The 22,164-nt window shown below is 60.5% G+C and carries 30 protein-coding genes; 18 read left to right on the top strand and 12 right to left on the bottom strand.

What is annotated here, in order from left to right:
• The first annotated feature begins 7 nt into the window (after nt 1-7).
• From EOB49_RS05165 to EOB49_RS05150, 4 genes are all read left to right on the top strand, one after another.
• On the top strand, nt 8-2,419 hold the full coding sequence (locus tag EOB49_RS05165; RefSeq protein ID WP_127380352.1) for a phosphoketolase family protein: 2,412 nt from the start codon (nt 8-10) through the stop codon (nt 2,417-2,419).
• Entirely contained in the window at nt 2,416-3,594 is a 1,179-nt protein-coding gene (locus EOB49_RS05160) for an acetate/propionate family kinase (RefSeq protein WP_127380351.1), read from the top strand. Before EOB49_RS05165 ends, EOB49_RS05160 begins: the two co-directional genes overlap by 4 nt.
• Nucleotides 3,595-3,604: 10 nt before the next feature.
• Entirely contained in the window at nt 3,605-4,042 is a 438-nt protein-coding gene (locus tag EOB49_RS37375) for a hypothetical protein (protein ID WP_245472502.1), read from the top strand.
• 88 nt (nt 4,043-4,130) lie between these two features.
• Nucleotides 4,131-4,343, top strand: a complete 213-nt coding sequence (locus tag EOB49_RS05150) for a hypothetical protein (RefSeq protein WP_164749045.1) — start codon at nt 4,131-4,133, stop codon at nt 4,341-4,343.
• 61 nt (nt 4,344-4,404) lie between these two features.
• Here the strand turns inward: EOB49_RS05150 and EOB49_RS05145 are convergent, their stop codons facing one another.
• The 4 genes from EOB49_RS05145 to EOB49_RS05130 all read right to left on the bottom strand — a co-directional run bounded on the left by EOB49_RS05145 (nt 4,405) and on the right by EOB49_RS05130 (nt 5,818).
• Nucleotides 4,405-4,569: a hypothetical protein gene (locus EOB49_RS05145; RefSeq protein ID WP_127380350.1), complete on the bottom strand. Its 165-nt coding sequence runs from the start codon at nt 4,567-4,569 to the stop codon at nt 4,405-4,407.
• A gap of 152 nt (nt 4,570-4,721) precedes the next feature.
• A complete protein-coding gene (locus EOB49_RS05140) occupies nt 4,722-4,922 on the bottom strand; it encodes a KTSC domain-containing protein (protein WP_127380349.1) in 201 nt (66 codons plus the stop codon).
• A gap of 80 nt (nt 4,923-5,002) precedes the next feature.
• A complete protein-coding gene (locus EOB49_RS05135; protein ID WP_127267420.1) occupies nt 5,003-5,437 on the bottom strand; it encodes a GFA family protein in 435 nt (144 codons plus the stop codon).
• Between the two features lie 81 nt (nt 5,438-5,518).
• The gene (locus tag EOB49_RS05130; RefSeq protein ID WP_013531539.1) at nt 5,519-5,818 is read right to left on the bottom strand and encodes a PRC-barrel domain-containing protein; all 300 of its coding nucleotides are present in this window, start codon (nt 5,816-5,818) and stop codon (nt 5,519-5,521) included.
• A gap of 570 nt (nt 5,819-6,388) precedes the next feature.
• On the opposite strand from EOB49_RS05130, the gene EOB49_RS05120 reads away from it, so the two are divergent.
• Nucleotides 6,389-7,138: a Crp/Fnr family transcriptional regulator gene (locus EOB49_RS05120; protein ID WP_127380347.1), complete on the top strand. Its 750-nt coding sequence runs from the start codon at nt 6,389-6,391 to the stop codon at nt 7,136-7,138.
• A 385-nt stretch (nt 7,139-7,523) separates the two neighbouring features.
• A complete protein-coding gene (locus EOB49_RS05115) occupies nt 7,524-8,129 on the top strand; it encodes an alpha-ketoglutarate-dependent dioxygenase AlkB (protein WP_127267416.1) in 606 nt (201 codons plus the stop codon).
• On the opposite strand, the gene EOB49_RS05110 is transcribed toward EOB49_RS05115, so the two are convergent.
• Entirely contained in the window at nt 8,126-8,368 is a 243-nt protein-coding gene (locus tag EOB49_RS05110) for a hypothetical protein (RefSeq protein WP_185928984.1), read from the bottom strand. The genes EOB49_RS05115 and EOB49_RS05110 overlap by 4 nt on opposite strands.
• Before the next feature lie 296 nt (nt 8,369-8,664).
• Here EOB49_RS05110 and EOB49_RS05105 point away from each other — a divergent pair, with 296 nt between their 5' ends.
• The gene (locus tag EOB49_RS05105) at nt 8,665-9,282 is read left to right on the top strand and encodes an NAD(P)H-dependent oxidoreductase (RefSeq protein ID WP_127320538.1); all 618 of its coding nucleotides are present in this window, start codon (nt 8,665-8,667) and stop codon (nt 9,280-9,282) included.
• Nucleotides 9,283-9,427: 145 nt separating this feature from the next.
• A complete protein-coding gene (locus EOB49_RS05100) occupies nt 9,428-9,592 on the top strand; it encodes a DUF3309 family protein (RefSeq protein WP_013531546.1) in 165 nt (54 codons plus the stop codon).
• 126 nt (nt 9,593-9,718) lie between these two features.
• On the opposite strand, the gene EOB49_RS05095 is transcribed toward EOB49_RS05100, so the two are convergent.
• The gene (locus tag EOB49_RS05095; RefSeq protein WP_127380346.1) at nt 9,719-10,429 is read right to left on the bottom strand and encodes a DUF1236 domain-containing protein; all 711 of its coding nucleotides are present in this window, start codon (nt 10,427-10,429) and stop codon (nt 9,719-9,721) included.
• Nucleotides 10,430-10,624: 195 nt separating this feature from the next.
• Here EOB49_RS05095 and EOB49_RS05090 point away from each other — a divergent pair, with 195 nt between their 5' ends.
• The gene (locus EOB49_RS05090) at nt 10,625-11,077 is read left to right on the top strand and encodes a hypothetical protein (protein WP_127380345.1); all 453 of its coding nucleotides are present in this window, start codon (nt 10,625-10,627) and stop codon (nt 11,075-11,077) included.
• Between the two features lie 342 nt (nt 11,078-11,419).
• On the opposite strand, the gene EOB49_RS05080 is transcribed toward EOB49_RS05090, so the two are convergent.
• The gene (locus EOB49_RS05080) at nt 11,420-11,677 is read right to left on the bottom strand and encodes a hypothetical protein (protein WP_127267547.1); all 258 of its coding nucleotides are present in this window, start codon (nt 11,675-11,677) and stop codon (nt 11,420-11,422) included.
• Nucleotides 11,678-11,980: 303 nt separating this feature from the next.
• Here EOB49_RS05080 and EOB49_RS05075 point away from each other — a divergent pair, with 303 nt between their 5' ends.
• From EOB49_RS05075 to EOB49_RS05060, 4 genes are all read left to right on the top strand, one after another.
• A complete protein-coding gene (locus tag EOB49_RS05075) occupies nt 11,981-12,175 on the top strand; it encodes a DUF2934 domain-containing protein (protein ID WP_127267550.1) in 195 nt (64 codons plus the stop codon).
• Nucleotides 12,176-12,264: 89 nt separating this feature from the next.
• Nucleotides 12,265-12,429 (top strand): hypothetical protein, encoded by a 165-nt coding sequence (locus EOB49_RS05070; RefSeq protein WP_127322900.1) that lies wholly within the window; start codon nt 12,265-12,267, stop codon nt 12,427-12,429.
• The gene (locus EOB49_RS05065; RefSeq protein WP_127380344.1) at nt 12,426-13,316 is read left to right on the top strand and encodes an alpha/beta hydrolase; all 891 of its coding nucleotides are present in this window, start codon (nt 12,426-12,428) and stop codon (nt 13,314-13,316) included. Before EOB49_RS05070 ends, EOB49_RS05065 begins: the two co-directional genes overlap by 4 nt.
• Nucleotides 13,317-13,440: 124 nt before the next feature.
• Nucleotides 13,441-13,851, top strand: a complete 411-nt coding sequence (locus EOB49_RS05060; RefSeq protein WP_127380343.1) for a DUF427 domain-containing protein — start codon at nt 13,441-13,443, stop codon at nt 13,849-13,851.
• A gap of 30 nt (nt 13,852-13,881) precedes the next feature.
• Here the strand turns inward: EOB49_RS05060 and EOB49_RS05055 are convergent, their stop codons facing one another.
• Both EOB49_RS05055 and EOB49_RS05050 read right to left on the bottom strand, forming a co-directional pair.
• Nucleotides 13,882-14,313 carry an HD domain-containing protein gene (locus tag EOB49_RS05055; RefSeq protein ID WP_127323294.1) on the bottom strand — a complete coding sequence of 144 codons (432 nt, stop codon included), beginning with the start codon at nt 14,311-14,313 and terminating at the stop codon, nt 13,882-13,884.
• A gap of 24 nt (nt 14,314-14,337) precedes the next feature.
• On the bottom strand, nt 14,338-14,733 hold the full coding sequence (locus EOB49_RS05050) for a GFA family protein (protein ID WP_127380382.1): 396 nt from the start codon (nt 14,731-14,733) through the stop codon (nt 14,338-14,340).
• 201 nt (nt 14,734-14,934) lie between these two features.
• Between EOB49_RS05050 and EOB49_RS05045 the strand changes: the two genes are divergently transcribed.
• Nucleotides 14,935-15,543, top strand: coding sequence for a cysteine hydrolase (locus EOB49_RS05045; RefSeq protein WP_127267549.1), 609 nt, complete (start codon nt 14,935-14,937; stop codon nt 15,541-15,543).
• 100 nt (nt 15,544-15,643) lie between these two features.
• A complete protein-coding gene (locus EOB49_RS05040; protein WP_127380342.1) occupies nt 15,644-16,918 on the top strand; it encodes a DUF763 domain-containing protein in 1,275 nt (424 codons plus the stop codon).
• 22 nt (nt 16,919-16,940) lie between these two features.
• Here EOB49_RS05040 and EOB49_RS05035 read toward each other — a convergent pair whose 3' ends face one another.
• The 3 genes from EOB49_RS05035 to EOB49_RS05025 all read right to left on the bottom strand — a co-directional run bounded on the left by EOB49_RS05035 (nt 16,941) and on the right by EOB49_RS05025 (nt 18,079).
• A complete protein-coding gene (locus tag EOB49_RS05035; RefSeq protein ID WP_127380341.1) occupies nt 16,941-17,384 on the bottom strand; it encodes a PPC domain-containing DNA-binding protein in 444 nt (147 codons plus the stop codon).
• Nucleotides 17,385-17,420: 36 nt separating this feature from the next.
• Nucleotides 17,421-17,738, bottom strand: coding sequence for a plasmid stabilization protein (locus EOB49_RS05030; RefSeq protein ID WP_127380381.1), 318 nt, complete (start codon nt 17,736-17,738; stop codon nt 17,421-17,423).
• Between the two features lie 170 nt (nt 17,739-17,908).
• Nucleotides 17,909-18,079: a hypothetical protein gene (locus EOB49_RS05025; RefSeq protein ID WP_127380340.1), complete on the bottom strand. Its 171-nt coding sequence runs from the start codon at nt 18,077-18,079 to the stop codon at nt 17,909-17,911.
• A 160-nt stretch (nt 18,080-18,239) separates the two neighbouring features.
• On the opposite strand from EOB49_RS05025, the gene EOB49_RS05020 reads away from it, so the two are divergent.
• Genes EOB49_RS05020 through EOB49_RS05010 form a run of 3 tightly spaced genes read left to right on the top strand, consistent with a single transcriptional unit; the run spans nt 18,240 to nt 22,164 of the window.
• The gene (locus tag EOB49_RS05020; RefSeq protein WP_127380339.1) at nt 18,240-18,857 is read left to right on the top strand and encodes a (2Fe-2S)-binding protein; all 618 of its coding nucleotides are present in this window, start codon (nt 18,240-18,242) and stop codon (nt 18,855-18,857) included.
• A 1-nt stretch (nt 18,858) separates the two neighbouring features.
• Nucleotides 18,859-19,881 carry a xanthine dehydrogenase family protein subunit M gene (locus EOB49_RS05015; protein WP_127380338.1) on the top strand — a complete coding sequence of 341 codons (1,023 nt, stop codon included), beginning with the start codon at nt 18,859-18,861 and terminating at the stop codon, nt 19,879-19,881.
• A 3-nt stretch (nt 19,882-19,884) separates the two neighbouring features.
• A complete protein-coding gene (locus EOB49_RS05010) occupies nt 19,885-22,164 on the top strand; it encodes a xanthine dehydrogenase family protein molybdopterin-binding subunit (RefSeq protein WP_127380337.1) in 2,280 nt (759 codons plus the stop codon).

The raw sequence follows: 22,164 nt of genomic DNA, 5'->3' as shown, positions 1-22,164 counted from the left end.
GATGTCGATGAACGACAAGGCTGCCGCGACGCCGCAGGCTATCGGCCACGAACGGATCGACCTCATGGACCGCTACTGGCGCGCCGCGAATTACATCTCGGTCGGCCAGATCTATCTGCTCGACAATCCGCTGTTGCGCGAACCGTTGAAGGCCGAACACGTCAAGCCGCGGCTGCTTGGCCATTGGGGCACGACGCCGGGGCTGAACTTTCTCTACGTGCATCTGAACCGCGTCATACGCGAACGCGACCTCGATGCTCTGTTTATCTGCGGGCCGGGCCATGGCGGCCCCGCAATGGTCGCCAACACCTGGCTCGAGGGCACCTATAGCGAGGTCTATCCCGATATCGGGCAGGGCGAAGACGGCCTCAGGAAACTGTTCCGGCAGTTTTCCTTCCCCGGCGGCGTGCCAAGCCATGCCGCGCCCGAGACGCCAGGCTCCATCCATGAGGGTGGTGAATTGGGATATGCGTTGGTTCACGCCTTTGGTGCGGCCTTCGACAACCCGGATTTGGTGGTTGCCTGCGTCGTTGGTGACGGTGAAGCCGAGACCGGTCCGCTCGCGGCGGCATGGCATTCCAACAAGTTCCTGAACCCAGCCTCGGACGGCGCCGTCCTGCCGATCCTGCATCTCAACGGCTATAAGATCGCCAATCCAACGATCCTCGGCCGCATGGACGATCAGGAGTTGCGAAATCTTTTCGCCGGCTATGGCTACGAACCGTTCTTCGTCGAAGGCCACGAGCCGCTTGCCATGCACCAGTCGATGGCCGCGACACTCGACACGGTGCTCGATCGCATCCGGTCCATTCAGGAACAGGCCCGGGCTCCGGGATGGGATGGTCAACGCCCGCAATGGCCGATGATCGTGCTGCGCAGCCCCAAGGGGTGGACAGGTCCCAGAGAGGTCGATGGCGAGAAGGTCGAGGGTTTCTGGCGCTCGCATCAAGTGCCGGTGTCGAACGCACGCGGAAATGAGGGCCACCGCAAGATCCTCGAAAACTGGATGCGAAGCTACGAACCGGGAGAGCTGTTCGATGAAAGCGGGCACCTGTTGCCGGAGCTCGCGGCACTTGCCCCAACAGGGACAAAGCGCATGGGCGCAAGCCCGTACGCGAATGGCGGACTGTTGAAGCGCGATCTTGTGCTTCCCGACTGGAAAAGCCTGGCGCTGGAAGTTCCTCGTCCGGGAGGCGTTATCGCTGAAGCGACGCGGATTTGCGGAAGCTATCTTCGCGAGGTGTTCCGCCTCAATGCCGAGGCGCGGAATTTTCGCCTGATGGGGCCGGACGAGACGTCATCCAACCGCCTCGACAAGGTGTTCGAAGTTACCGATCGGCTCTGGATGCAGCGCATTGAACCCTACGACGTCCATCTTTCCCGTGACGGACGTGTCATGGAGGTGCTCAGCGAGCACCTCTGCCAGGGCTGGCTTGAAGGCTATCTGCTCACCGGCCGCCACGGCCTGTTCTCCTGCTATGAGGCCTTCATCCACATTGTCGATTCGATGGTCAACCAGCATGCCAAATGGCTGAAGACCTCCGGCGAGCTTGCCTGGCGCAAGCCGATCGCCTCGCTCAATTACCTTTTGACCTCGCATGTCTGGCGGCAGGATCACAATGGTTTCAGCCATCAGGATCCGGGCTTTGCCGATCTGGTCGCCAACAAGAAGGCCGATACGGTAAGGCTCTATTTTCCGCCGGATGCCAACACCCTGCTGTGGATCACCGATCATTGCCTGAGAACCTATAACCGCATCAATGTCATTACCGCCGGCAAGCAGCCGGCACCGCAATGGCTGTCCATTGAAGAAGCCGAAGCGCATTGCAAGGCGGGGGCGGGCATCTGGGAATGGGCCGGTACGGTTGCTCAGGGCGAGGAGCCCGACGTGGTCATGGCCTGCGCCGGCGACGTGCCGACGCTGGAAACGCTGGCCGCGACCGACATTCTGCGCTCTGCGATCCCCAACCTGAAAATCCGCGTCGTCAACGTCGTCGACCTGATGACGCTGCAGTCCAACACCGAGCATCCGCACGGGCTCGCCGATGGAGACTTCGATGCGTTGTTCACGAAGACACGGCCTGTAATCTTCGCCTATCACGGCTATCCCTATCTTATTCATCGCCTGACCTACCGTCGCGCCAACCATGACAACATGCATGTGCATGGCTTCCGCGAGGAGGGCACCACGACGACGCCGTTCGACATGGTCGTGCTCAACGAACTCGATCGCTACCACCTCGCGCTTGCCGCCATCGAACGTGTGCCGGGACTGGCCGAAAGGGCTGAAGGGTTTGCCGGCGAACTCCACGGCCGGTTGGTGAAGCACAGGGCTTATGTCCGCGAGCACGGCGAGGATATGCCCGAAATCCAGAAATGGAGCTGGCCCGACAAAGGCGCGGCAAAGGCGCGCCAATGACGCGTCGGTCGATTCTGGCGCTGAATGCCGGTTCGTCCAGCATCAAGTTCGCGCTATACGATCTTGCCTCGTCACAGGATCTGCAGCTCGTTTCGCGCGGCACGTTGGACCTGGGTGACACCCCCACCCTCCGCGCAAAAGCGGCCGACGGAACGGTGCAGTGCGATCGGCAGCTCGCCGCCGACAGGCCGCGTGACGCAGCCATAGGCGAGATGCTGAATTGGGTGCAGGGCGAAATTGGCGAAAGGAACCTGCTCTGCGCCGGCCATCGCATCGTGCATGGGGGAAGCGAGTTCATCGAACCTGTCCGTCTGACCCCAGACATCATCGACGCCATCGACAGACTGACGCCGCTCGCTCCGCTGCATCAGCCTCGTAGTCTCGCGCCGGTCCGCGCGATAGCCGCCTTGCAACCGGACCTGCCACAGGTTGGTTGTTTCGACACCGCTTTCCACCAGACGATCGATCTGCTCGTGCGGCGCTTCGCCCTTCCGCGCCAATATGAAGGGCAAGGCTTGCGCCGCTACGGGTTTCACGGTCTTTCCTATGAATACATCGCCGGGCGGCTCAGCGGGATATCGCCAACTCTTGCGGCGAAACGCACCATCGTCGCCCATCTCGGTAATGGTGCCAGCCTTTGTGCTTTGCAGCAGGGCAAGAGCATCGATACGACGATGGGGTTTTCGGCCCTGGATGGCCTCGTCATGGGCACGCGGTGCGGCGCCATCGATCCCGGCGTGCTGTTGCACTTCCTGCTGGAAAGAGGCATCGCGGCTGAGGAGCTGCAGACGATGCTTTACGAGAAGTCGGGACTGCTCGGCGTATCCGGTATTTCGGGCGACATGAGGACGCTGGAAGGGAGCAACGATCCTCGCGCCCAAGAGGCGATGGCGCTTTTTGCCTTCCGCGCGGCGAGGGAAGCAGCAGCGCTTGCAAACACGATGGGTGGTCTTGAATGCCTCGTGTTCACCGCCGGCATCGGCGAACGGTCTGCGTCCATCCGCAAGGCCATATGCGAAAAATTGACCTGGCTTGGCGTGGTGCTTGAAGAACGCGCCAACGACACCCACGCCGAAATCATCAGTCGTCCCGAGAGCAAGGTGGAGGTGCGCGTGATTGCGACCGACGAGGAAAGTGTCGTTGCACGTCACAGCCGCAAGGTGATGCAAGCCTGAAGGCTCGCCATTGGCATCGGAAACCCGGCGTCGGTTCGGCTCGGTAAAAGCGCGGGCAAGGGCATTCCCTGTACGAAAATTACCAAGCAAGCGGTCGGGGGAACCAACTGCCCATGGAAATATTGTGCGAGCAATCTCGGCTAACCCCGAGACCGTCGGCACGATGATCACGCCGACAGCCATACTTCAGGCATTGGCTGAGGAATCCATGTTTACGGACGATGTTGCGGTGAGGCGCCTGAAAATCCTGGTCCAGCAATATGTCGAGACACGCAAGAAACGCCACGATGTGATCTCTACCGCCAGGGCCGGAACCGCAATTCGGGAGGTGATGCCAAGTTGCCCGCTTTCGGGAAAGGCCTTCGATGATCTGATTGCGGCCTGCGCCATCGAGCATGGCCTGGCTGTGCTCTTCGACAATCCAGGTACATCAGGCACTGAAATCTGAGGCTGGCGCTTCCGATTCCATCATCGCAATGAGGAGTTCAGTCGGCATGTCCAGGTACTTTCTCGACCTTCGAGACGAGAGCGGAAGCTTGCAGGAGGATCCCGAGGGCCAGGAATTTTCTGATCTCGCGAGCGCCGAGGAAAACGCGATGGCGTCGGCGAAGGAAATCCTCGCCGAAGAGCTGCTGCATGGCAAGCCGCTACGTACCGGATTGGCCTTCGAGATTTTTGACGAGAACCGCAACCTGGTGCTGCGCTTCCCCTTTGCACTCGCGGCCGAAAAGGCCGGCGAACCCCCTTAATCCCGAATTGCCTGGCGGCTGATCCCCTGCAGGGGTCATGCAAGCCGGGCCTCAATGCGTCCTATCCCTCCGCCTTGAAGTTTCTGGCTTCTTTCTCGACCTTGGGGCTGTCCTTGCCATGCTTTTTCATAAGCTCCTTGGCCTGCTTGGGTGAGACGTCGGTGGTCTCTGCCAAGCGCAACGCCTTCTTGTCCTTGCTTTCGGTCTTCTGGTTCTTGGCCGTCATGGCTCTTGAACTCCCTTGAAGCCTGTTCCGATCGATCTTTGCCGGTCCCGAGCATATCCAGATGAATTGTCATTGCCTGGTTTGCTTCGACGAGACGTCAACGAGACGATGCGGGTCAGGTTCCGTGCATCGTCTGCTCATGTCCGAACTTGTCACGCCACGCGGCGATACCGATGGCGATCTCGGATGAATTCATTGAAGAAGCGGCCTTTTGAGGAAGCTTTGGTGAAAGCGGCATAAGTTACCGGAGCAACATCCTCATAGTCGTAACGTTTGCCGCTCGGAACAAACCAGACCGAGAGGATCCTGGTGGCGGGGTCGTTTTGTGCGTTTCGGATCACGGTCGATGGCATGGTGGCACCCGACGGGTCTGCCCGAATAACCCGTTAGCGATCGTCAGGTTCCGCCGATGCCCTCGCGCCTTGCACCGCGACTACCGGTCGCGCGGGTTGCCCAACTTCGGGTCGCGCTTCCTCGAATATCGGTCGATGCGTGGCAGGCTGTCATCAAACTCGATGTACGGTAGCCTCAGATCCCAATAGGCATGGGCTTGCGGCTGAAAACCTTCAGGTTTGTCAAGAAAACCGACCGTCACGTAGAACTCGTCCGGCAAACCTTCGTCGCTATAGCCTATCGAGCTTCCACAGTCCGGGCAGAACGTGCGGGTGACGCCTGGCGTTTTGGAAAAGGCCTTCGGTGTCCCTCTAAGAAGCTGAAATTGCTCAGGCCGGTAACCGACCCAGATTGTCATCGGACTTCCGATGGCCCGGCGGCAATCGTCGTCGTGATCGTAGCATATCCAGAAAGGCTCTCCGTCCATGGCTGCGGCGATCCCTCCGCAGAAGCAGGCTCCGGTCTCGCGCCGCATCGTCTGTCCATCCTGTCGCGCCCAAGGGACGTTCAGAGAGCGGCCAAGCGGCCGCTCCCGTTCAAGGTGAAGTCCTCGAAATCATGCATCGTGATGCTCGGGCATGCTCTTGAGCTGATCCTTGGTCCAGTTCGTCACCGCGTGAACGTCGCCGTCTTCATCGCGCATGAATTCCAACTGGCTCGCGGGAACGGCCACCGGCTTGGCACCTATGCCGAGAAAGCCGCCGACATCGATGACGACCTGACTGGCGGCTCCAGAGCCGTGGACGTGCGAAACGCTGCCGACCTTGTTGTCGTCCGCGTCGTAAATTGTGGCGTCTTCGAGAATGTCTGGCGTCAGTTCGGTGCTTGTGAGGCGTACGTGGTTGGTGTGATCCATCGTTCGAGACTCCTGTTGGGTGGAATATTTGAACCTCTCAGCCGGGCAATCGTTCCGAAGAATTTCGGGGCGACGGACGGACGACGCAAGGGCGCAAGAACCCTCAAATCAGCCTTGGCCGAATTGACTCGCAAAGCTCTGTACGGAAGCGTACACAAAGGGCAATCGTCAGCAGCACAATTGGGCGCTGACGCTTGGGAGTGACCATCGCTCTTGCCCATCGCGAGGCATGGCGTTGCATGGCGAAGGAGCCCGAGCACCCCGGTCTGCCAGTAGTCGCGATAACCGCGCTTGCGCGGGATACAGGCGCCACTGAACAGCAGATACGTGATATCATATCGCTCCTCGGGTTCGATCGCGCCTCTATCCTGCGGGAGGCTCGTTTGCTGGCGAAAGATGGTCAGCCAACAAGGCCTTCGAGTCTTCAGCAGTAACTGTCGGTTTCATACCAACGCGCCGGCCCGTCTAGTGCTGCGCGAGACGAGGTCTATGGTTCGTTACCGTCCGCTCGTTAGACGGGCGCGGCCGGCTAAGAGATCCCAGTGCTCTTGCCCAAGGGAAAAGAGTCTCGTGGATTACCAGATACTGCAAGCCAAGAGCGAATTGCTTCGCCGCATGAGCGCGGAGGATTTCGCGCGGCTGAAGCCGCATCTGGCGAGCGTTTTCCTGGAGTTGCGCGCGCCGCTGGAGACCGAGGGGCAGAAGATCGAAGCCGTCTATTTTCTGGAAAGTGGACTGGCGTCGGTGGTGGCCAAGACTTCCGCAGAGACCGAAGCGGAAGTCGGAATCATCGGGTTCGAAGGAATGACCGGCTCGGCCCTGATCATGGGGGACGACCAGGCGAACTTTGATTGCTACGTCCAGTCGACATGCGAGGCGCTCCGGATCGAGGCTGCCCGCTTCGTCGAAGCCCTGGAGGACAGCCCTACATTGCGGCCATTCCTGTTACGCTATGTCCAATATTTCCATGTTCAGACAAGCTATACGGCATCGATCAACGCACGGCAGAGCCTGGAAGTCCGGCTGGCGAGATGGCTTTTGATGTGCAGCGACCGCACTGTCGGCGACAGGCTTATAATAACCCATGAATTTCTGTCCATCATGCTTGGTGTCAGGCGTCCGGGGGTTACCGTGGGTCTCCAGATGATCGAGAGTTACGGCTATATCCGGGCGCGCCGCGGAGAGATCACGATCCGCGATCGAGATGGTCTCATGAAGTTGGCTCGAGACTCTTACGGCCCACCCGAAACCCAGTACCGCCGGCTTATCGGAGATTTGGGCTCGAAGCATCCCGCGAGGCAGGAGCGGCCACTCGCTTGAGGGCCGAGGCCAACAGAGGCTTCTCCGCCACTGAACCGCCAAGAAGACATTTCGAGTGGCCGACGCGATGATGCCGGTGAGACACCGTTGCCCAAACCCGCGCCGGCCACCGCGGCATGTTTTGGGGATGCCGCGTTGCCAATCTAGTTGCTGACAATCAACTGGCAACGAAGGCTCGCGGTTTGGTAAGAACCGTACGTACATGCATGCAACCCCCTCGGTCGCATTCAAGGCATGCCCGCGAAATCCTGAGTAGAATACCGTCACCCCGATAATCTCCGGATTGGCAGGCTTTGTCCGATGCGGTGATGTCCACAGGGTGGGGTGCAGATGCTGGCTCGGTTCCGATATTGCCAGGCGGGCTGGCCTTCACCATCTAGCTGGGATGGCGGCACCCAAATCGAAAACACTCGGCTCCGGCTCATCCGGGCTCCAGCACGATCTCTTTGGTGCTGCCGACGACCTGCCGGAAGGCTTCCTCTACCAGCCTGATCTTATCACCGCGCAAGAAGAAACCGAACTCGCCCGGCATCTCGAAGGCCTGCCTTTCGAGGCGTTCGATTTCCATGGCCATCTGGCAAACCGGCGCGTCGTGGGTTTTGGCCTGCGCTACGACTACGATAGGCGCCAGGTAGTCGAGGCCCCGCCGATCCCTGACTTCCTGTTGGCCCTGCGCGACCAGATCGCGGCGTTGGCAGGCAAGCCCGCCGAGGCCTTCGCGCAAGTGTTGATCAATGAATACCGTCCCGGCGCCGGCATCGGCTGGCATCGAGACAAGCCTCATTTCGAAGACGTTGCGGGTGTTTCGTTGCTGGCGCCTTGCAGCTTCCGGCTCCGGCGGAAGAATGGCGCCAAGTGGGATCGCCGGACCATCGTCGTCGAACCAAGGTCGGCGTATCTCATGACTGGACGATCGCGCACGGAATGGGAGCACAGCATTCCGCCAGTTGACCTGCATCGATATTCGATCACCTTGCGGACATTGCGCTAACTCCGCAGGAGCATAAGAACCTTCTTTTCCGCCGACGGCGGAGTGCCACGCGATCCACCGATCTCCGGAAGATCGAAAGCCAGCGTAAAGTATCGCGTGCCGAGTTCATCGATCACACCATCATAGATTTTCCGGGAATGGGGCCAGCCGTGCAGAAGGATCAAGGCCGGTCGACCTGGATCGCCGGCCATGGATACAGCCAGCTGCATATCGCCTGCTTCGAGGGTCTGGACGAGCATCGTCTATCCATTCTCAGGAATTCAGGAGAAAACGACGAGCGGTCAAATAGGTTGCCCGCCCCGGTTTCCGCCGGCGTCGCTCACCGCCGCCTGTTCTCCAGCGGTGGTCAGTGCTCAAGAGCCAGCCCGCTCTGAGCCGGCTGGACCGTCATCAAGTGGGGGAGGGGGCCACTCTCTCTGCTGGCCCGGCTACGGAACAAGCATTCAATCCTGGCGTTGAAATGCCGGGCGATCCCGCATGGGCTGTCGTGAAGAAGTCGGGGCGATTGCAATTAGGACAATGCAGGGAGATTCACATGCCGCTCACGGCCTTCGCACTTAATTGCTCGCTCAAAGCTTCGAACGACAGAGAAAAATCCTCCACCGATCGGTTGCTCGCCGATGTCCTGGCGGCGCTGATGCAATACGAGGTGAAGGGCGAGATCGTGCGTGCGCTCAGTCACGATATCAAGCCCGGCGTGCTCTCCGACATGGGCGAGGGCGACGATTGGCCGAAACTCAGAGAAAAAATACTGGGGGCCGACATTTTCGTACTCGGCCTCCCGATCTGGCTTGGTCAGCCCTCGAGTGTGGCCAAGCGCGTCCTGGAGCGGATGGATGCGTTTCTCGAGGAGACCGATGACAAAGGGCGCATGCCGGCAGCAGGAAAGGTGGCCTTGGTGGCCATCGTCGGCAATGAGGACGGTGCGCATCACTGCCACGCGGAATGCTTTCAGGCACTGAACGATGTTGGCTTCACCATCCCGGCCAATGGCGGGGTCTACTGGGTCGGCGAGGCCATGCAGGAGGTCAACTATGTCGATCTGCCGACGACTCCGGAAAAAGTCTCGGGTGCGATCGAAATGGCAGCATCAAACGCCGCCCATCTCGCTGGATTGCTGAAAGACCGGGGCTACTTGGGCGTCTCGGGGTGACCTTTGTTCGCCTGACATCCTTGAACCTGGCAGCGTCGATGCGGTCTCAGTCGGGAACAGGAAGGCTTGTAGCGAGTTCATAATCACATCAGCCGGCGACCGCCGCTCCGTCTAAGGCGCGAAGCCGCAAACAGGAGAGCAAGTCATGGGTCTCGGCACAATTCTTATCATCATTCTGATTATCGCATTGCTTGGCGGTTTTAGTGGGCTTGGCGGCGGGCCATTCTACGGCACCGGCTATTACGGCGGCGGCGGCCTCGGTCTTCTGCTGCTTATAGTCATTATCCTGGTCGTGCTCGGGCGTCTCTAGCCCTGGCGATGCGGTGGCAGGGTGTATCACCTGCCGCTTGCAGTCCCTTTTGCGGGTCGCTTTGAATCCATAGCAGCCCAGCAATGGCGGTCCGCCCTCTGGAGGGCGGACCACTGCTCGGACATATCAGGTCAAAATCAGGACGATCTTGAACGTATCCGGATCAACGATCACGATCCGGCCGTCCGCAAGCACGAAATACTCGTAGCTTTCGTAAGCGGGAACGATCTTGACGATACGAGCCGGCAAACGATGCAGCCTGACCTTTTGCCGCGGAACTTCGACGCCGACGGTGATGTCAAAATCGACGTTGGACACAGGCTCGACCTTCGTCTCCCGGATGATCTGAGTGACCTGCGTCTTCTGCTCCACCGTCACGTTGTTGATGGAACCGGTCGACGTCGTGTCCGGTGTCGAGGCCTTGCCCTGGGCCTGCTCGTCGGTTTGCGTCTTGGCCTTGTCCTGAGCCTGCTGGTCGGTGGTGGTGCCGGCCTTGCCTTGAGCCTGCTCGTCGGTTTGCGTCTTGGCCTTGTCCTGAGCCTGCTGGTCGGCGGTGGTGCCGGCCTTGCCCTGAGCCTGCTCGTCAGTCTTCAGCTTGGTCTTGTCCTGGGCCTGCTGATCGGTTGTGCCGGCCTTGCCCTGAGCCTGCTTATCGGTCTTCAGCTTGGCCTTGCCCTGAGCCTGCTCGCCCATCTTGGAACCGCCCTGGCAGTCAGCCTGCCCGGAAGCGCAATTGGCGTCTGCGCCAGACTGGCTTTCGGGCTGTTGTGTCTGAGCCATCGCCGTTCCACAGCCGAGCCCGATCGCCAGCATGCTGGTAATGAGAACATGTTTCATGGGGAAATCTCCCTGGGTAAGGTTCGTCCCTTCAGGGCGTAGAACCAGCACCCAAAAAAAATGTTCCGAGATAGTTGAGTGAGGGCTAAAAAACGACCTCGCTTGAGATCATACGATCGCGGGCGAAAGCCGCCGCTAAAAAGACCTTTTCAACTCTGCCGATTGCCCTAGCTCTCTCCTGAGAGGAGACCGGATATGGCAATTTATAGTCTGAGAGTGGTCAGCTTCATTTTCGTTGTATTGGCTTTCGTTCCGGCCGCCGCGCATTTCTTCACGATGTTCAACAAGATGAAGGTCGACGGGCCGAACTATCTGGCTGCGCAACGCGCCTATGATGGATGGAGCCTGTTCGCCATCGTAGTGCTGGGAGCATTGCTCTCTACGGCCGCCCTGGCGATCCTGCTCTACCGAGCGAGTGCCTCTTTCGGCTTGGTTGTTGTCGCCTTTCTCAGCATCGGCGCCACGCAATTTGCCTTCTGGACGCTGACCTATCCAATCAATCAGGCGACCCGGAACTGGACTGTCCTGCCTGAAAACTGGGAGCTGCTGCGGCGCCAATGGGAGTATTCGCATGCCATCGCCGCCGGCCTCAACGCCTTGGCGTTGCTTATGCTTTTCCTATCGGCGCTTCGCGCTGCGGTGCGTTGAACGACCACGTCTTCACCAGCACGGCCGCCGAGCGGGCAGGAACCACCAATAAAGCGAAAACATTGACCCGCCAGATGTTTCCAGCGTGGCCCGAAAATGAAGCGGTACTATTTCGATCTTCAAAACGGTGACGGCGCGATACCCGATGATAACGGGCAGCTGTTCGAATCCCGGGAACAAGCCAGAGCGGAAGCAATTCGTATTTGCAGGATGTTGCCCAAGACGAAATGCCCGACTGCGATTTCGTCAAGGTAACCGTCAAAGTACGCGATGAGATCGGTGCGCAGATGTTTGAGGCATCGCTTGTCCTGACCTCCGGATGGAGCGTGTGATGCCGCGGTGCTAGCGGCTATACCGCACCGGGATTTGCACGACATTCTCCGATCCAGGCAGATCGAAGGCCATGGCCAGCTGACGTACGGAGGCCATCTCCACGATCAGTTCCTCGATCGAAAGATCCGGCAGGCCGGTCTTCACCCTCTGCCTCACCCTGGCCGCAAGTTCATGGACCCGCACCGGGACGAAAAGCGGGCTGTCGTCCAGCAGCTTGCTGATTTCGATGACCACATCGGCGTCGATGTCTTTCGGCAATTCCCGCATGGGCGTCACCTCCAATCGAAGCAACAGCCCGCCATATCGGTGCGGCGGGCGATCAGGCATTGAGCGCCGGGCAGTGGGATCGGAGAGGGACGTGCTCGGCGCTGGCCGATAGCCTAATTCATAAAGCTGCGGGCATCGGTGTGTCACGAAAAAATATCAGTACGAAAATTACCAAGCGGTTTCGTCCCACGCAATCCACAAGCGCCTTCCCCGAAATCGCGGCTCCGGCAGCGGCTGTTCCCGACAGAGGAGGAACAAAAAATATGGCCCGGAATTGAGACTGACGAATTGGAGGATCTGGCCATGGACAGCAGGGAAGAAAAGATCAAACGGCGAGCCCATGAAATCTGGGAACAAGAGGGCCGGCCGGCTGGCCGCGAGCAGGAGCACTGGGACCAGGCCGTGCAGGAGATCGAGGCTGAGGGTTCGGAGACTGAACGTGGCCCGGTTTTGCCTGATCCGACAGTTGCAGCCGATTCCAATAGCTTGAAGCGTTGATCGTCAGATGCCGTGGCGTCTTGAGAGGACGATCAGGCAACCAAATTGGTGGAACCTCGTTTGCCGGACAGCAACCAGAGGAGGTTTCGATGAAGAGGTTCTTTTCACTCCTGGCCCTGGCCGCTGGCCTTACGCTCGGCGCCTGCGACAACAATATCGAGCCGATGAAAGCCAACACCGGCACCATCAACAAGAACCCACAGGTTGACCATGCCGCCAGGCCAGAGCCAGCTATTGCGCCTCAGAGCCAATGAACTCCGTCTCACATTGCGACACACCTCTGCTGCGCGTCGCCTATCTCGATGGTGGACCGCAGGACGGCGCCCCGGTTATCCTGCTGCATGGCTGGCCCGACGACGCGACGACATACGCTCGGATTTCGCCGGTCCTTCATGAAGCTGGCTTCCGGACCTTTTCGCCTTGGTTGCGAGGCTTCGGGCCGACATCGTTCCTGTCAAAAGAAATCATGCGCTCGGGCGAGATTGCCGCGATGGCGCAGGATGTGCTGGATTTTGCCGATGCGCTTGGCCTCAGCCGCTTTGCAGTCGTCGGACACGATTGGGGCGCCCGGATATCCTATCTGCTCGCGTCGGTTTTCCCGGACCGCATCAAGTGCTGTGCTGCGCTGTCGCTCGGCTGGCAACCAGGCAAACCAGCAACGCCGGCGCCCGGACAAGCGAAAGCATTTTGGTATCAATGGTTCATGGCGACGGCACGGGGCGCCGAGTTCGTACGAAACAACGGCAAGGAATTCGCCAGATACCAGTGGGACAGCTGGGGTCCATCAGGCTGGTTCGACGACGCTATTTTCGATGGTGTCGCGAGTTCGTTCGAAAATCCTGACTGGGCGGAAGTGACGTTGCATTCCTATCGGGTCCGATGGGAAGAGGCCGAGCCCGATCCACGCTATGCCGAACGCCGGCAAGCAGCGGTCAAGATCATCACGGTGCCGATCCTGACGCTTCATGGTGGCGCCGACCGCGTTGTGTTTGCCCAGTCCTCAGAGGGGCTCGAAGAGCATTTCACCGCGTTCTACAGGCGCGTGGTGCTGGATGGCATCGGACACTTCCCGACGCGTGAGGCTTCTGATCAGGTTTCGCGATTGTTGGCTGCGTTTCTCGACAGCCATGGCAAGCGCTGAAGTGAGGTCGTCATCCGACCTCATAATACAGGCCGGAACCTGACGCATCGCCGCGCATTTCGTCTCCATGCATGACGAACCGAAATGCGGCCTCGCAATCAATCGGCAGCCAGGGAGAATTTGAATGCAAGCTTCAGACGCAATCTCAGCACACCATGCTGGCCAGCTGGCCATAGAACCGTTTGTCGGCACGGTGACGGTACGATTTTCCGACGCCATAGTCGCTGCTACGGAACGGGCGAAAATGCTTCAGGAAGAAGGACATGAGCCCGTGTTCTACATCCCTTTCGAAGACATCTATTTCGACCTTTTCGAAAAGACGAACACCACCAGCCGCTCCCCTTCGAAAGGCACCGCGAGCTACTGGCGCGTCCATGCGGTGGGCAGCTCGGCTGACGATTTCATGTGGGCATACGAGACGCCTGAAACCGCGGCGCGGCCCATTGCACGTCATGGTGCATTCGATCCGGAAAAGGCGCGCATCGATGCTGAGCCCGCGGAGGACAGACGGCACACGCCCCACGTCCCGGAGTAGATTGCCCGTTCGCAGCGGGGCGATCTGAATTCAAGGCTGGTGCTGACGGCGCGGAAACTCGTCATAAAGGATGCGTAGTGCCTCCTCATATTTGATAGTCGATGCCCCGACCTGTCGGGCCTGCCAGATATTGTCCGCCAGATCCGCGCGCTTCACCGGCAGCGCCAGTGGATTCGATGCCGCTCGTCGCACGAACGCGAAGTAGTCCTCGCCATCCCTGCGCGACATGGCGTCGACGGCCGAAGCGATCGTCGGGCCAAAACCGGCCTCGTCCAACCTGGTCCGGTTCCAGCCTTCGCCCTTTTCCACGACGTCATGGAGATAGGCGACGACCTTCTGGTCCCTGGTTTCGACCGCGTCGACGACCCGGCGGCAGTGCTCGATATACGGTCGCCCGGTCTTGTCGCGCTGTGCTGCGTGGACCTCTTCGGCAATCTTGGCCGCCCGGTAAAAGATGCTCATCTGGCTTGCCCTTCAGACATGGTTTTACCATCGCTCCTCGGTATCGTGGTGCGGCAGGTCTATTCCGCAGCAAACCCAGCCAAGTCGCTGCCTCGATCCATAATTGTAGCGCGGCTCCAGGCGAGCCGGATCGTCGAACGTTCCGACATGCAGCGCGATCTCTCCGGGCGATGCGTCATAGGCAAGGCTGAGCGGCGATCCGCAGGCGGAGCAGAAGCCCCTCCGGGCAATCGGTGAAGATCTGCGATAGGTCGGCGTCGCATTGGTCCAGGTCACGCTTTGGGAAGGCACCCAGGCCAGAACCGCGAACGCACTGCCGGTCGTTCGCCGGCACATATCACAATGGCAATAATGCACTCTCGGTTCGCTTCCAACGCGGAAGCGAATCGTGCCGCAGAGACATCCTCCGCTCAGTTCCATTTTGGCGCCCCGGCTGACTTGCGGCTCCAACGTCCATCGCGCGGTCTCATGCGAGCACCTCCATTCATCTCAGCGGAAACGCCAGCCATTTGCGTCGGTTCCTGTGGCTATCTCAGGAACCAGTGCTTGCGCGCGGCGTTGCGTGTCTTTGCCGACAAAGGGAGGAAACAGGGAAATGCATCGTCGGTCGGAGAAGCGCTGATGTCGATGCCGGGGCTGGCATACGGACCTCTCGGCGATCGATGCATGCATGTCTGCGTGGATATGCAGCGGCTGTTTGCCGAGCCGTCTCAATGGGCAACGCCCTGGATCACCCGGGTTCTCCCGCAGATCGAGAGGCTGGTCGAAAGACGCGCGCCACAGACGGTCTTTACACGCTTCCTGCCAGCCGAAAAGCCGGGGCAGGGCGTCGGCACATGGAAGCGCTATTATGAGCGCTGGGCTTCCCTGACGATCGAGACGATCGGGCCCGAAATGACCGAACTGTTGCCGTCTTTAGCCGGCTACTGCCCGCCAGCGGCGATCATCGACAAGCACATCTACTCGCCCTGGTTCGAAGGGCGCCTCAGAGCCCTTCTGGTGGAGCGCGGCATCGATACGTTGGTCATTACCGGTGGCGAAACAGATGTTTGCGTTCTCGCCACCGTGCTCGGCGCCATCGATTTCGGCTATCGCGTGGTTCTCGTCACGGACGCGCTGTGCAGTTCTTCCGACGCAACCCATGATGCACTGCTGACCGTTTACCACCAACGTTTCGCGCAGCAGGTCGAGACGGTTGAGATGGAAACGGTTCTCTCGAACTGGACTTGACGTCCGCTAACCCGGCCCGGGTGGAAGTGTCCATGCTTCCTTGCGCGGTTGGGCTGCCTATCTGTTAAGAGAATGACGGACACCAGAACAGGTAGCAGACGTGACGCAACGATCGGGAAGTGCTGATCTTCCACTCCATGGCGGGCGCGTGCCGAAATGGCTCGGCGACCGCATGACGCGTCTTGGCGCTGTGATGTGCGAGGCGATCATTCATCACTATGGTCGAGACGAGCTGCTGCGGCGGCTGGCGCATCCATTCTGGTTCCAGTCCTTTGGTGCTGTCATGGGCATGGATTGGCACTCGTCGGGGATCACGACCAGCGTCGTGGGCGCTTTGAAGCGTGGCCTCACGCCGCTCTCCGGCGAGCTCGGCATTCATGTCTGCGGTGGTCGCGGCGCGCATTCGCGCAAAACCCCGCATGAGCTGGAGGCCATCGGCCAACGCGTCGGCTTCGACGGGGCGGGCCTGGCCACCGTCAGCCGGCTTGTCGCCAAGGTCGACAGCGCCGCGGTCCAGGACGGTTTCGATCTTTACCTGCATGGTTTCATCGTCACCGATGACGGTCGCTGGGTCGTGGTGCAGCAAGGCATGAACGGTGACAGCAAGGTGGCGCGCCGCTACCATTGGCTCTCCGAGGGCCTCAAGAGTTTTGTCGACCAGCCGCATGCCGCCATAGAGGGCGTCCATCAAGGTGAGATCGTCAACCTGACCGACAGGCGCGCCGACGCGTCGCGCCAAGGGCAACTGAACCTTTTGCAAGACCTCGGACCCGATCGCATCCTGGGCGAGTTTGCAGCATTGGAGCGTTGCGCGGAGCCGACGCGTCGGCGGGAACCGGAGCAGCCGCTGCTGCCGCATTTGGTCATGCCGGCCCATCATGACGTTCGCGAAAGCGATGTCGTCATGCATCGTCTTCACGGCAATATCGCAGCCGCCGCGGACCGCGGTCCCACCGATTTCGCCGAGCTCCTTCTGGTCCCCGGCGTCGGCGCGCGCACGGTGCGCGCGCTGGCCCTCGTTGCCGAGGTGGTGCATGGCGCGCCTTGCCGGTTTTCCGATCCCGGCCGCTTCTCGCTGGCGCATGGCGGCAAGGACAGGCATCCATTTCCGGTACCGCTGAAGGTCTATGACGAGACGATCGGGGTTCTGAAGTCGGCCGTGCAGAAGGCAAAGCTCGGTCGCGATGAAGAAATCGGTGCCTTGAAGCGGCTCGACGATCAGTCACGGCAAGTCGAGCGATACGTGACCGGCCCCAGCCTGAAGGAAATTGTCGCGGGAGAATTCGACCAGTCGCATCTGCTTGGCGGGCGCAGCGTGTTTGGCTGGGAAGCTGCGCCGGACACAGCATCAGCTGAGCGGAACGAGAAAGCGTGAGCACGGGTGGAGGGGCTGGAGATCAATCGTCAAGATCGATGAGTGCGACACCGAGCTCCGGACGCTTGCTGCGACGCAGATGACCGGGTGCTTCCACCAGGGTGATTTCGAGCGTTGGCCGAACGATGCCGTCAAGCAGATGTCCACCCCGAGTGGTGCCGTCACTCAATCCAAGCACCGCATGAACGTGCAGGCTGGGCTTATCGTCGTCACCCAGTGCGATATCGCCGATCGCGCTCAGAACCTCGCACTGTTCGTCGACAGGGATTTTGCGGTAGGTCTTCGAGGCCGGATCAAACCAGCCCACCGTGGCTTTCTCGAAAGCCCCTATGGCGGTCAAGGAGGCGCTGCCGATCTCCTGCTCGACCGCGAAGGCGGTCAGTGCCGCGAACGCTTCTTCGCCTGGGTCGAGCACCGCGACGAATGTCCGTTGTCCGCCGATCTCATTGACGAGCTGCGATTTCATCCCTGTGCTCCCGCCGCATTCAGTGCCGTCCTCAGATCAATGGGCGCGGTGTTCCGCATTGCGCTTGCGGGTCGCCGCAGCTTTCCTTGCCGATTCCGATCGGCTTGCGGCAGACCGTGATGCCGATGCCTTGCCGCCGCTTTTGCCGCCTTTGTGCGCCGCTGGATGGCCCGAGTGTTTGCCACGGCCGGAACCGCCTTCGTTCTTGCCGCCGCCATCGTCCTTGTTGACGGTAGCCCATGCGCGCCGCTCTGCCTCCTTGTCAGAAACCCCGCGCTTCTCATAGCCTTCGGCAATGTGGTCGGCTTTGCGCTCCTGCTTGTCAGTGTATTTCGATTTCTCGCCTCGTGGCATGGCCTGTTCCTCCTGTTGAATAACGGCTGAACGTCGACTCGACGCGCTGGTTCCAACAGGAGTCGCGTAGCCAATGGCGCATCGCGATGCATGGCCAAACACCGCCGCGCCGCGCAAGCTAGCGCCTTTCGGGCCGGGGAGAGTGCAGCAGCAAGGCGAGGGGGATTGGTTCAGCCGATTGCCAACCTCACGACGAGGGCCAGGATCACGACGCCGACCAAGCCGGCTATGAAGACGACCCGACGCGTGCGCGTTCGCAGGATGATATCGCCTTGTCTCGCCTGCTCCGCAGAGAATACGGGTCCATTGTCACCGTCCTTGCCATGCCGACTATCGCTCATGATCGCCTCCTTCCCGCTGTTGGCACACAACCATCGCTTGACCGGGGAGGTTCCGATTGCGTCGATCCCGCCGACAGAGGATCACAGGCTCGTGAGGAGGGAACTTTGCCCTCCGCGAGTGGTTTGGGTCGCTTGAGACCCAGCCAGCCCGGAGCCAGCCATGTCCGATGCCAAGATTTCCAGTGGCCTGAGCAGACGCATGTTCATGACGGCCTCTGTTTCGGCGGCGGCGGTGATGCCGCTTGTAAATTCCCCGACGAGAGCTGCCCAGCCCGCGTCCGCAAAACCGGCCGAACCGCGCGATTTGTCGGCGGTTTCGATGCGTATCAACAAGCAGACCTACAACCTCGCGCTCGACAATCGAACCAGCCTGCTTGACGCGCTGCGCGACCATGTCGGCCTGACCGGCACCAAGAAAGGTTGCGATCACGGTCAGTGTGGTGCCTGCACGGTGCTGATCGACGGAAAGCGGGTACTGTCCTGCCTGAGCTTTGCCGTCATGAACCAGGGCCGAGAGATCACAACGGTGGAAGGCCTGGCTTCGGCGGAAGGGGAATTGCATCCGGTCCAGCAGGCCTTCGTCGACCACGATGCCTTTCAATGCGGCTATTGCACACCGGGTCAGATCATGTCCGCCATCGGTTGCATCAACGAAGGCCATGCTGGGTCGGAAGACGATATTCGCGAATATATGAGCGGCAATCTATGTCGCTGCGCGGCCTATCCCAACATCGTTGCGGCGATCGTCCAGGCACGCGACGAGACCAGGAGGGCTTAGGATGCGCCCATTCGTATATGAAAGACCAACCAGCGTCTCCGCGGCAATCGCCATGGCGTCCCGTCCCGATACCGTGCATGTTCCGCCAACCGGTGCCGACACGCAGTTCATCGCCGGCGGCACCAATCTGGCCGACTACATGAAGCTCGGTGTCGCGCGGCCGGAGCGACTGCTCGACCTCAACACTCTTGCCGAGCCGGCCTTGCGGCAGATCAGGATAGACGATGATAAGATCCGGTTTGGTGCGCTGGTCCGTATGGGTGAAGCAGCAGACAACAATGATGTCAGGCGCCGTTGCCCGGTCCTCGCCGACAGCCTGAAATTCGCTGCCAGCGGTCAGCTTCGCAACATGGCGAGCCTGGGCGGCAATGTGCTGCAACGTACGCGCTGCGAGTATTTTCGAGAGATATCTTGGCCGTGCAACAAGCGCGAACCGGGCTCCGGCTGCGCTGCGATGGAAGGGTCCAATCGCCAGCATGCCGTGCTGGGTACGAGCGATGCCTGCATTGCCACGTATCATGGTGATTTCGCGCAGGCGCTGGTTGCGCTGGACGCCACCGTCGATGTCGAAGGTTCGCGGGGAAGGCGCACGCTCACTTTTGCCAAACTGCATAGACGGCCGGGCGAGACGCCCGACATCGAGACGGATCTGGCCGCCGACGAGCTCATTACCGCCATCGAAGTGCCGCTCGCACGGTGGAGCAGCCGGTCGCGCTATCTGAAGATACGCGATCGCGAGTCCTACGCGTTTGCGCTGGCGTCCGCGGCTGTCGCGCTCGACATGGATGGCGAGACGGTAAGGAGTGCGCGCATTGCGCTCGGCGGAGTGGCGACGGTGCCGTGGCGTGCGCGCGAAGCAGAGGACGCGCTACAGGGCAAAGTGCTTGACGAAGCCACGGCGCAGGAGGCCGCAGAGGCTGCTTTCGCCGATGCCAGACCGCGCGAGCATAACGCATTCAAGATATCGCTCGGCAAGCGCACGCTGGTGCGGGCGCTGCTCGAAACCCGGGATATGAAGGGCTGAGCCATGAACCAAGCTGCACCCGCTCCAAGGGAAAACCAGGGCGATCCCGTTGTTCGCATTGACGCCCGGCTAAAAGTTACCGGACAGGCCGGCTATCCCGCCGACATCGTCACGGCCAACGTCGCCTACGGTGCCCTTGCCACCAGCAGCATTGCCCGGGGCAAGGTTTCCGAACTTCACACGAAAGACGCCAGGGCCGTACCCGGTGTGCTGGACATCGTCACCTATGGCGATCTGGACAAGACCGACATGCCGAAATTCGGCAACACCGGCGCAAGTTCGATTGGGCCTTTGCACGACAAGACGGTTTTTCACGATGGTCAGATCATCGCTCTGGTGGTCGCCGAAAGCTTCGAGGCGGCGGAGGAGGCAGCGATGTTGATCCGCGCCGACTACGAGGACGAACGGCCCAGCGCCAGCTTTGATTCCAAGGGCGTGAAGATGGAACCGGCTGCCGGCAAAAGCCCGATGTTCAAGGAGGATGCGAAGGCCGGTGACTTCGACGCCGCTTGGGCGGATGCGACGGTGAAGATCGACGAAAAATATTCGACGCCGACCCAACATCATAATCCGATCGAGCTGTTTTCGACCACGGCCATATGGCAGGGCGACCAGTTGACGATCCACGAGCCCAGCCAGAATGTTACGGGCTGGAAGGTGGAACTGGCACGCCAACTGAAGCTCGATCCGGCCAATGTGCGGATCGTCAGTCCCTATATCGGCGGCGCCTTCGGCTCCAAGGGGCCGATGACGGCACGCACTGCGATCGTTGCCGTCGCGGCGCGGCGCATCGGCCGGCCGGTTCGCTGCGTCGTCAATCGCATGCAAGCCTTCGGTACGCAGACCTATCGAGCCGAAACGCGGCATCGGATCCGCATGGGCGCCGGCAAGGACGGCCGCATCACGGCGTTCGGACATGAGGCCTGGGAGGTGACGTCACGCCCTGACCCTTATGTCGTCGGCGGCACGTCCGCCACCGCGCGCATGTACAATTACGGCTCCGTTCTGACGCATGTTTCGCTGGTTCATGCCGACCGCAACACGCCTGGCTACATGCGATCGCCGCCGGAGACGCCTTATGTCTACGCGCTGGAAAACGCCATGGACGAAATGGCCGTGGCCCTCGGCATGGATCCTGTCGAGTTTCGTCGCATCAATGAACCGGAGAAGGAGCCGATCGGAGGCAAGCCATTTTCCAGCCGCTCGCTCATCAAGTGCTATGATCAGGCGTCGGAGGTCTTTGGCTGGTCGAAACGCGATCCCAGGGTCGGCTCGATGCGCGACGGCGATTGGCTGGTCGGGATGGGCTGTGCGACGGCAATCTATCCGACAGCCGCCGCGCCTTGCGCGGCCCGGGTTCGTCTCACCGCCGATGGCGAGGTTCGGGTCCAGTGCGGCTCGCATGAAATCGGCACCGGCGTTCGCACCATCGCCGGCCAGATGGCGGCCGAAAGGCTGGGGGTCGGCATGGACAAGATCAGCGTCGAGATGGGCGACAGTGCCTTGCCGCCGGCTCCCGTGTCGGGCGGATCGATCTCGACCGCCAGCGTCTGCTCCGCAGTCATGAAAGCCTGCGACGCGATACGCGAAAAACTGTTTGCCGCCGCTGCGGGCAAGGGGGCTCCGCTGGCAGGTTCGGCCAATGCGAAGCTGGACTTGAAGGACGAAGAGGTCGTTACCGAGACCGGCAAGTCCGCCAAGCTGGCCGATGTGTTCAAGGCCATGCAGGTCGGCGCCATCGAAGAATATGCCGAGTTTGCGCCGAAGGGTTCTTCGCCTGAAGCCCTCAGCAAACTCTATGCCGGACAATCGGAGTTTCATGGTGGAGAGAACGACGAAGATTCGGTCAAATATGCCTTTGGCGCCGAGTTCGTCGAAGTGCGCATCAACAGCTATACACGCGAAATCCGGGTGCCGCGCATTGTCGGAGCCTTCGCTGCCGGGCGCATCATGAACACGCGCACCGCGCGCAGCCAGCTGATGGGTGGCATGATCTGGGGCATCGGCCAAGCGTTGCACGAGGCCACGGAAATCGATCAGCGACACGCGCGCTACGTCAATCGCGACCTGCAGGACTATCTCGTGCCGGTCAACGCCGACATCAAACAGGTCGACGTTATCCTGGTCCCCGAAATCGACCACCAGGTCAATCCTGCCGGCGTCAAGGGCTTGGGCGAACTCGGCAATGTCGGAACGGCTGCTGCCGTGGCGAGTGCCGTCTATCATGCCACCGGCAAGCGCATTCGCAATCTGCCGATCAGAATAGATGATTTGATAGGCTGA

The sequence above is a fragment of the Mesorhizobium sp. M7A.F.Ca.MR.148.00.0.0 genome (assembly GCF_003997735.1).
GTDB lineage: Bacteria > Pseudomonadota > Alphaproteobacteria > Rhizobiales > Rhizobiaceae > Mesorhizobium.
The sequence above is the reverse complement of the archived record's forward strand: the minus strand, read 5'-3'. Positions and strand labels throughout refer to the sequence as shown.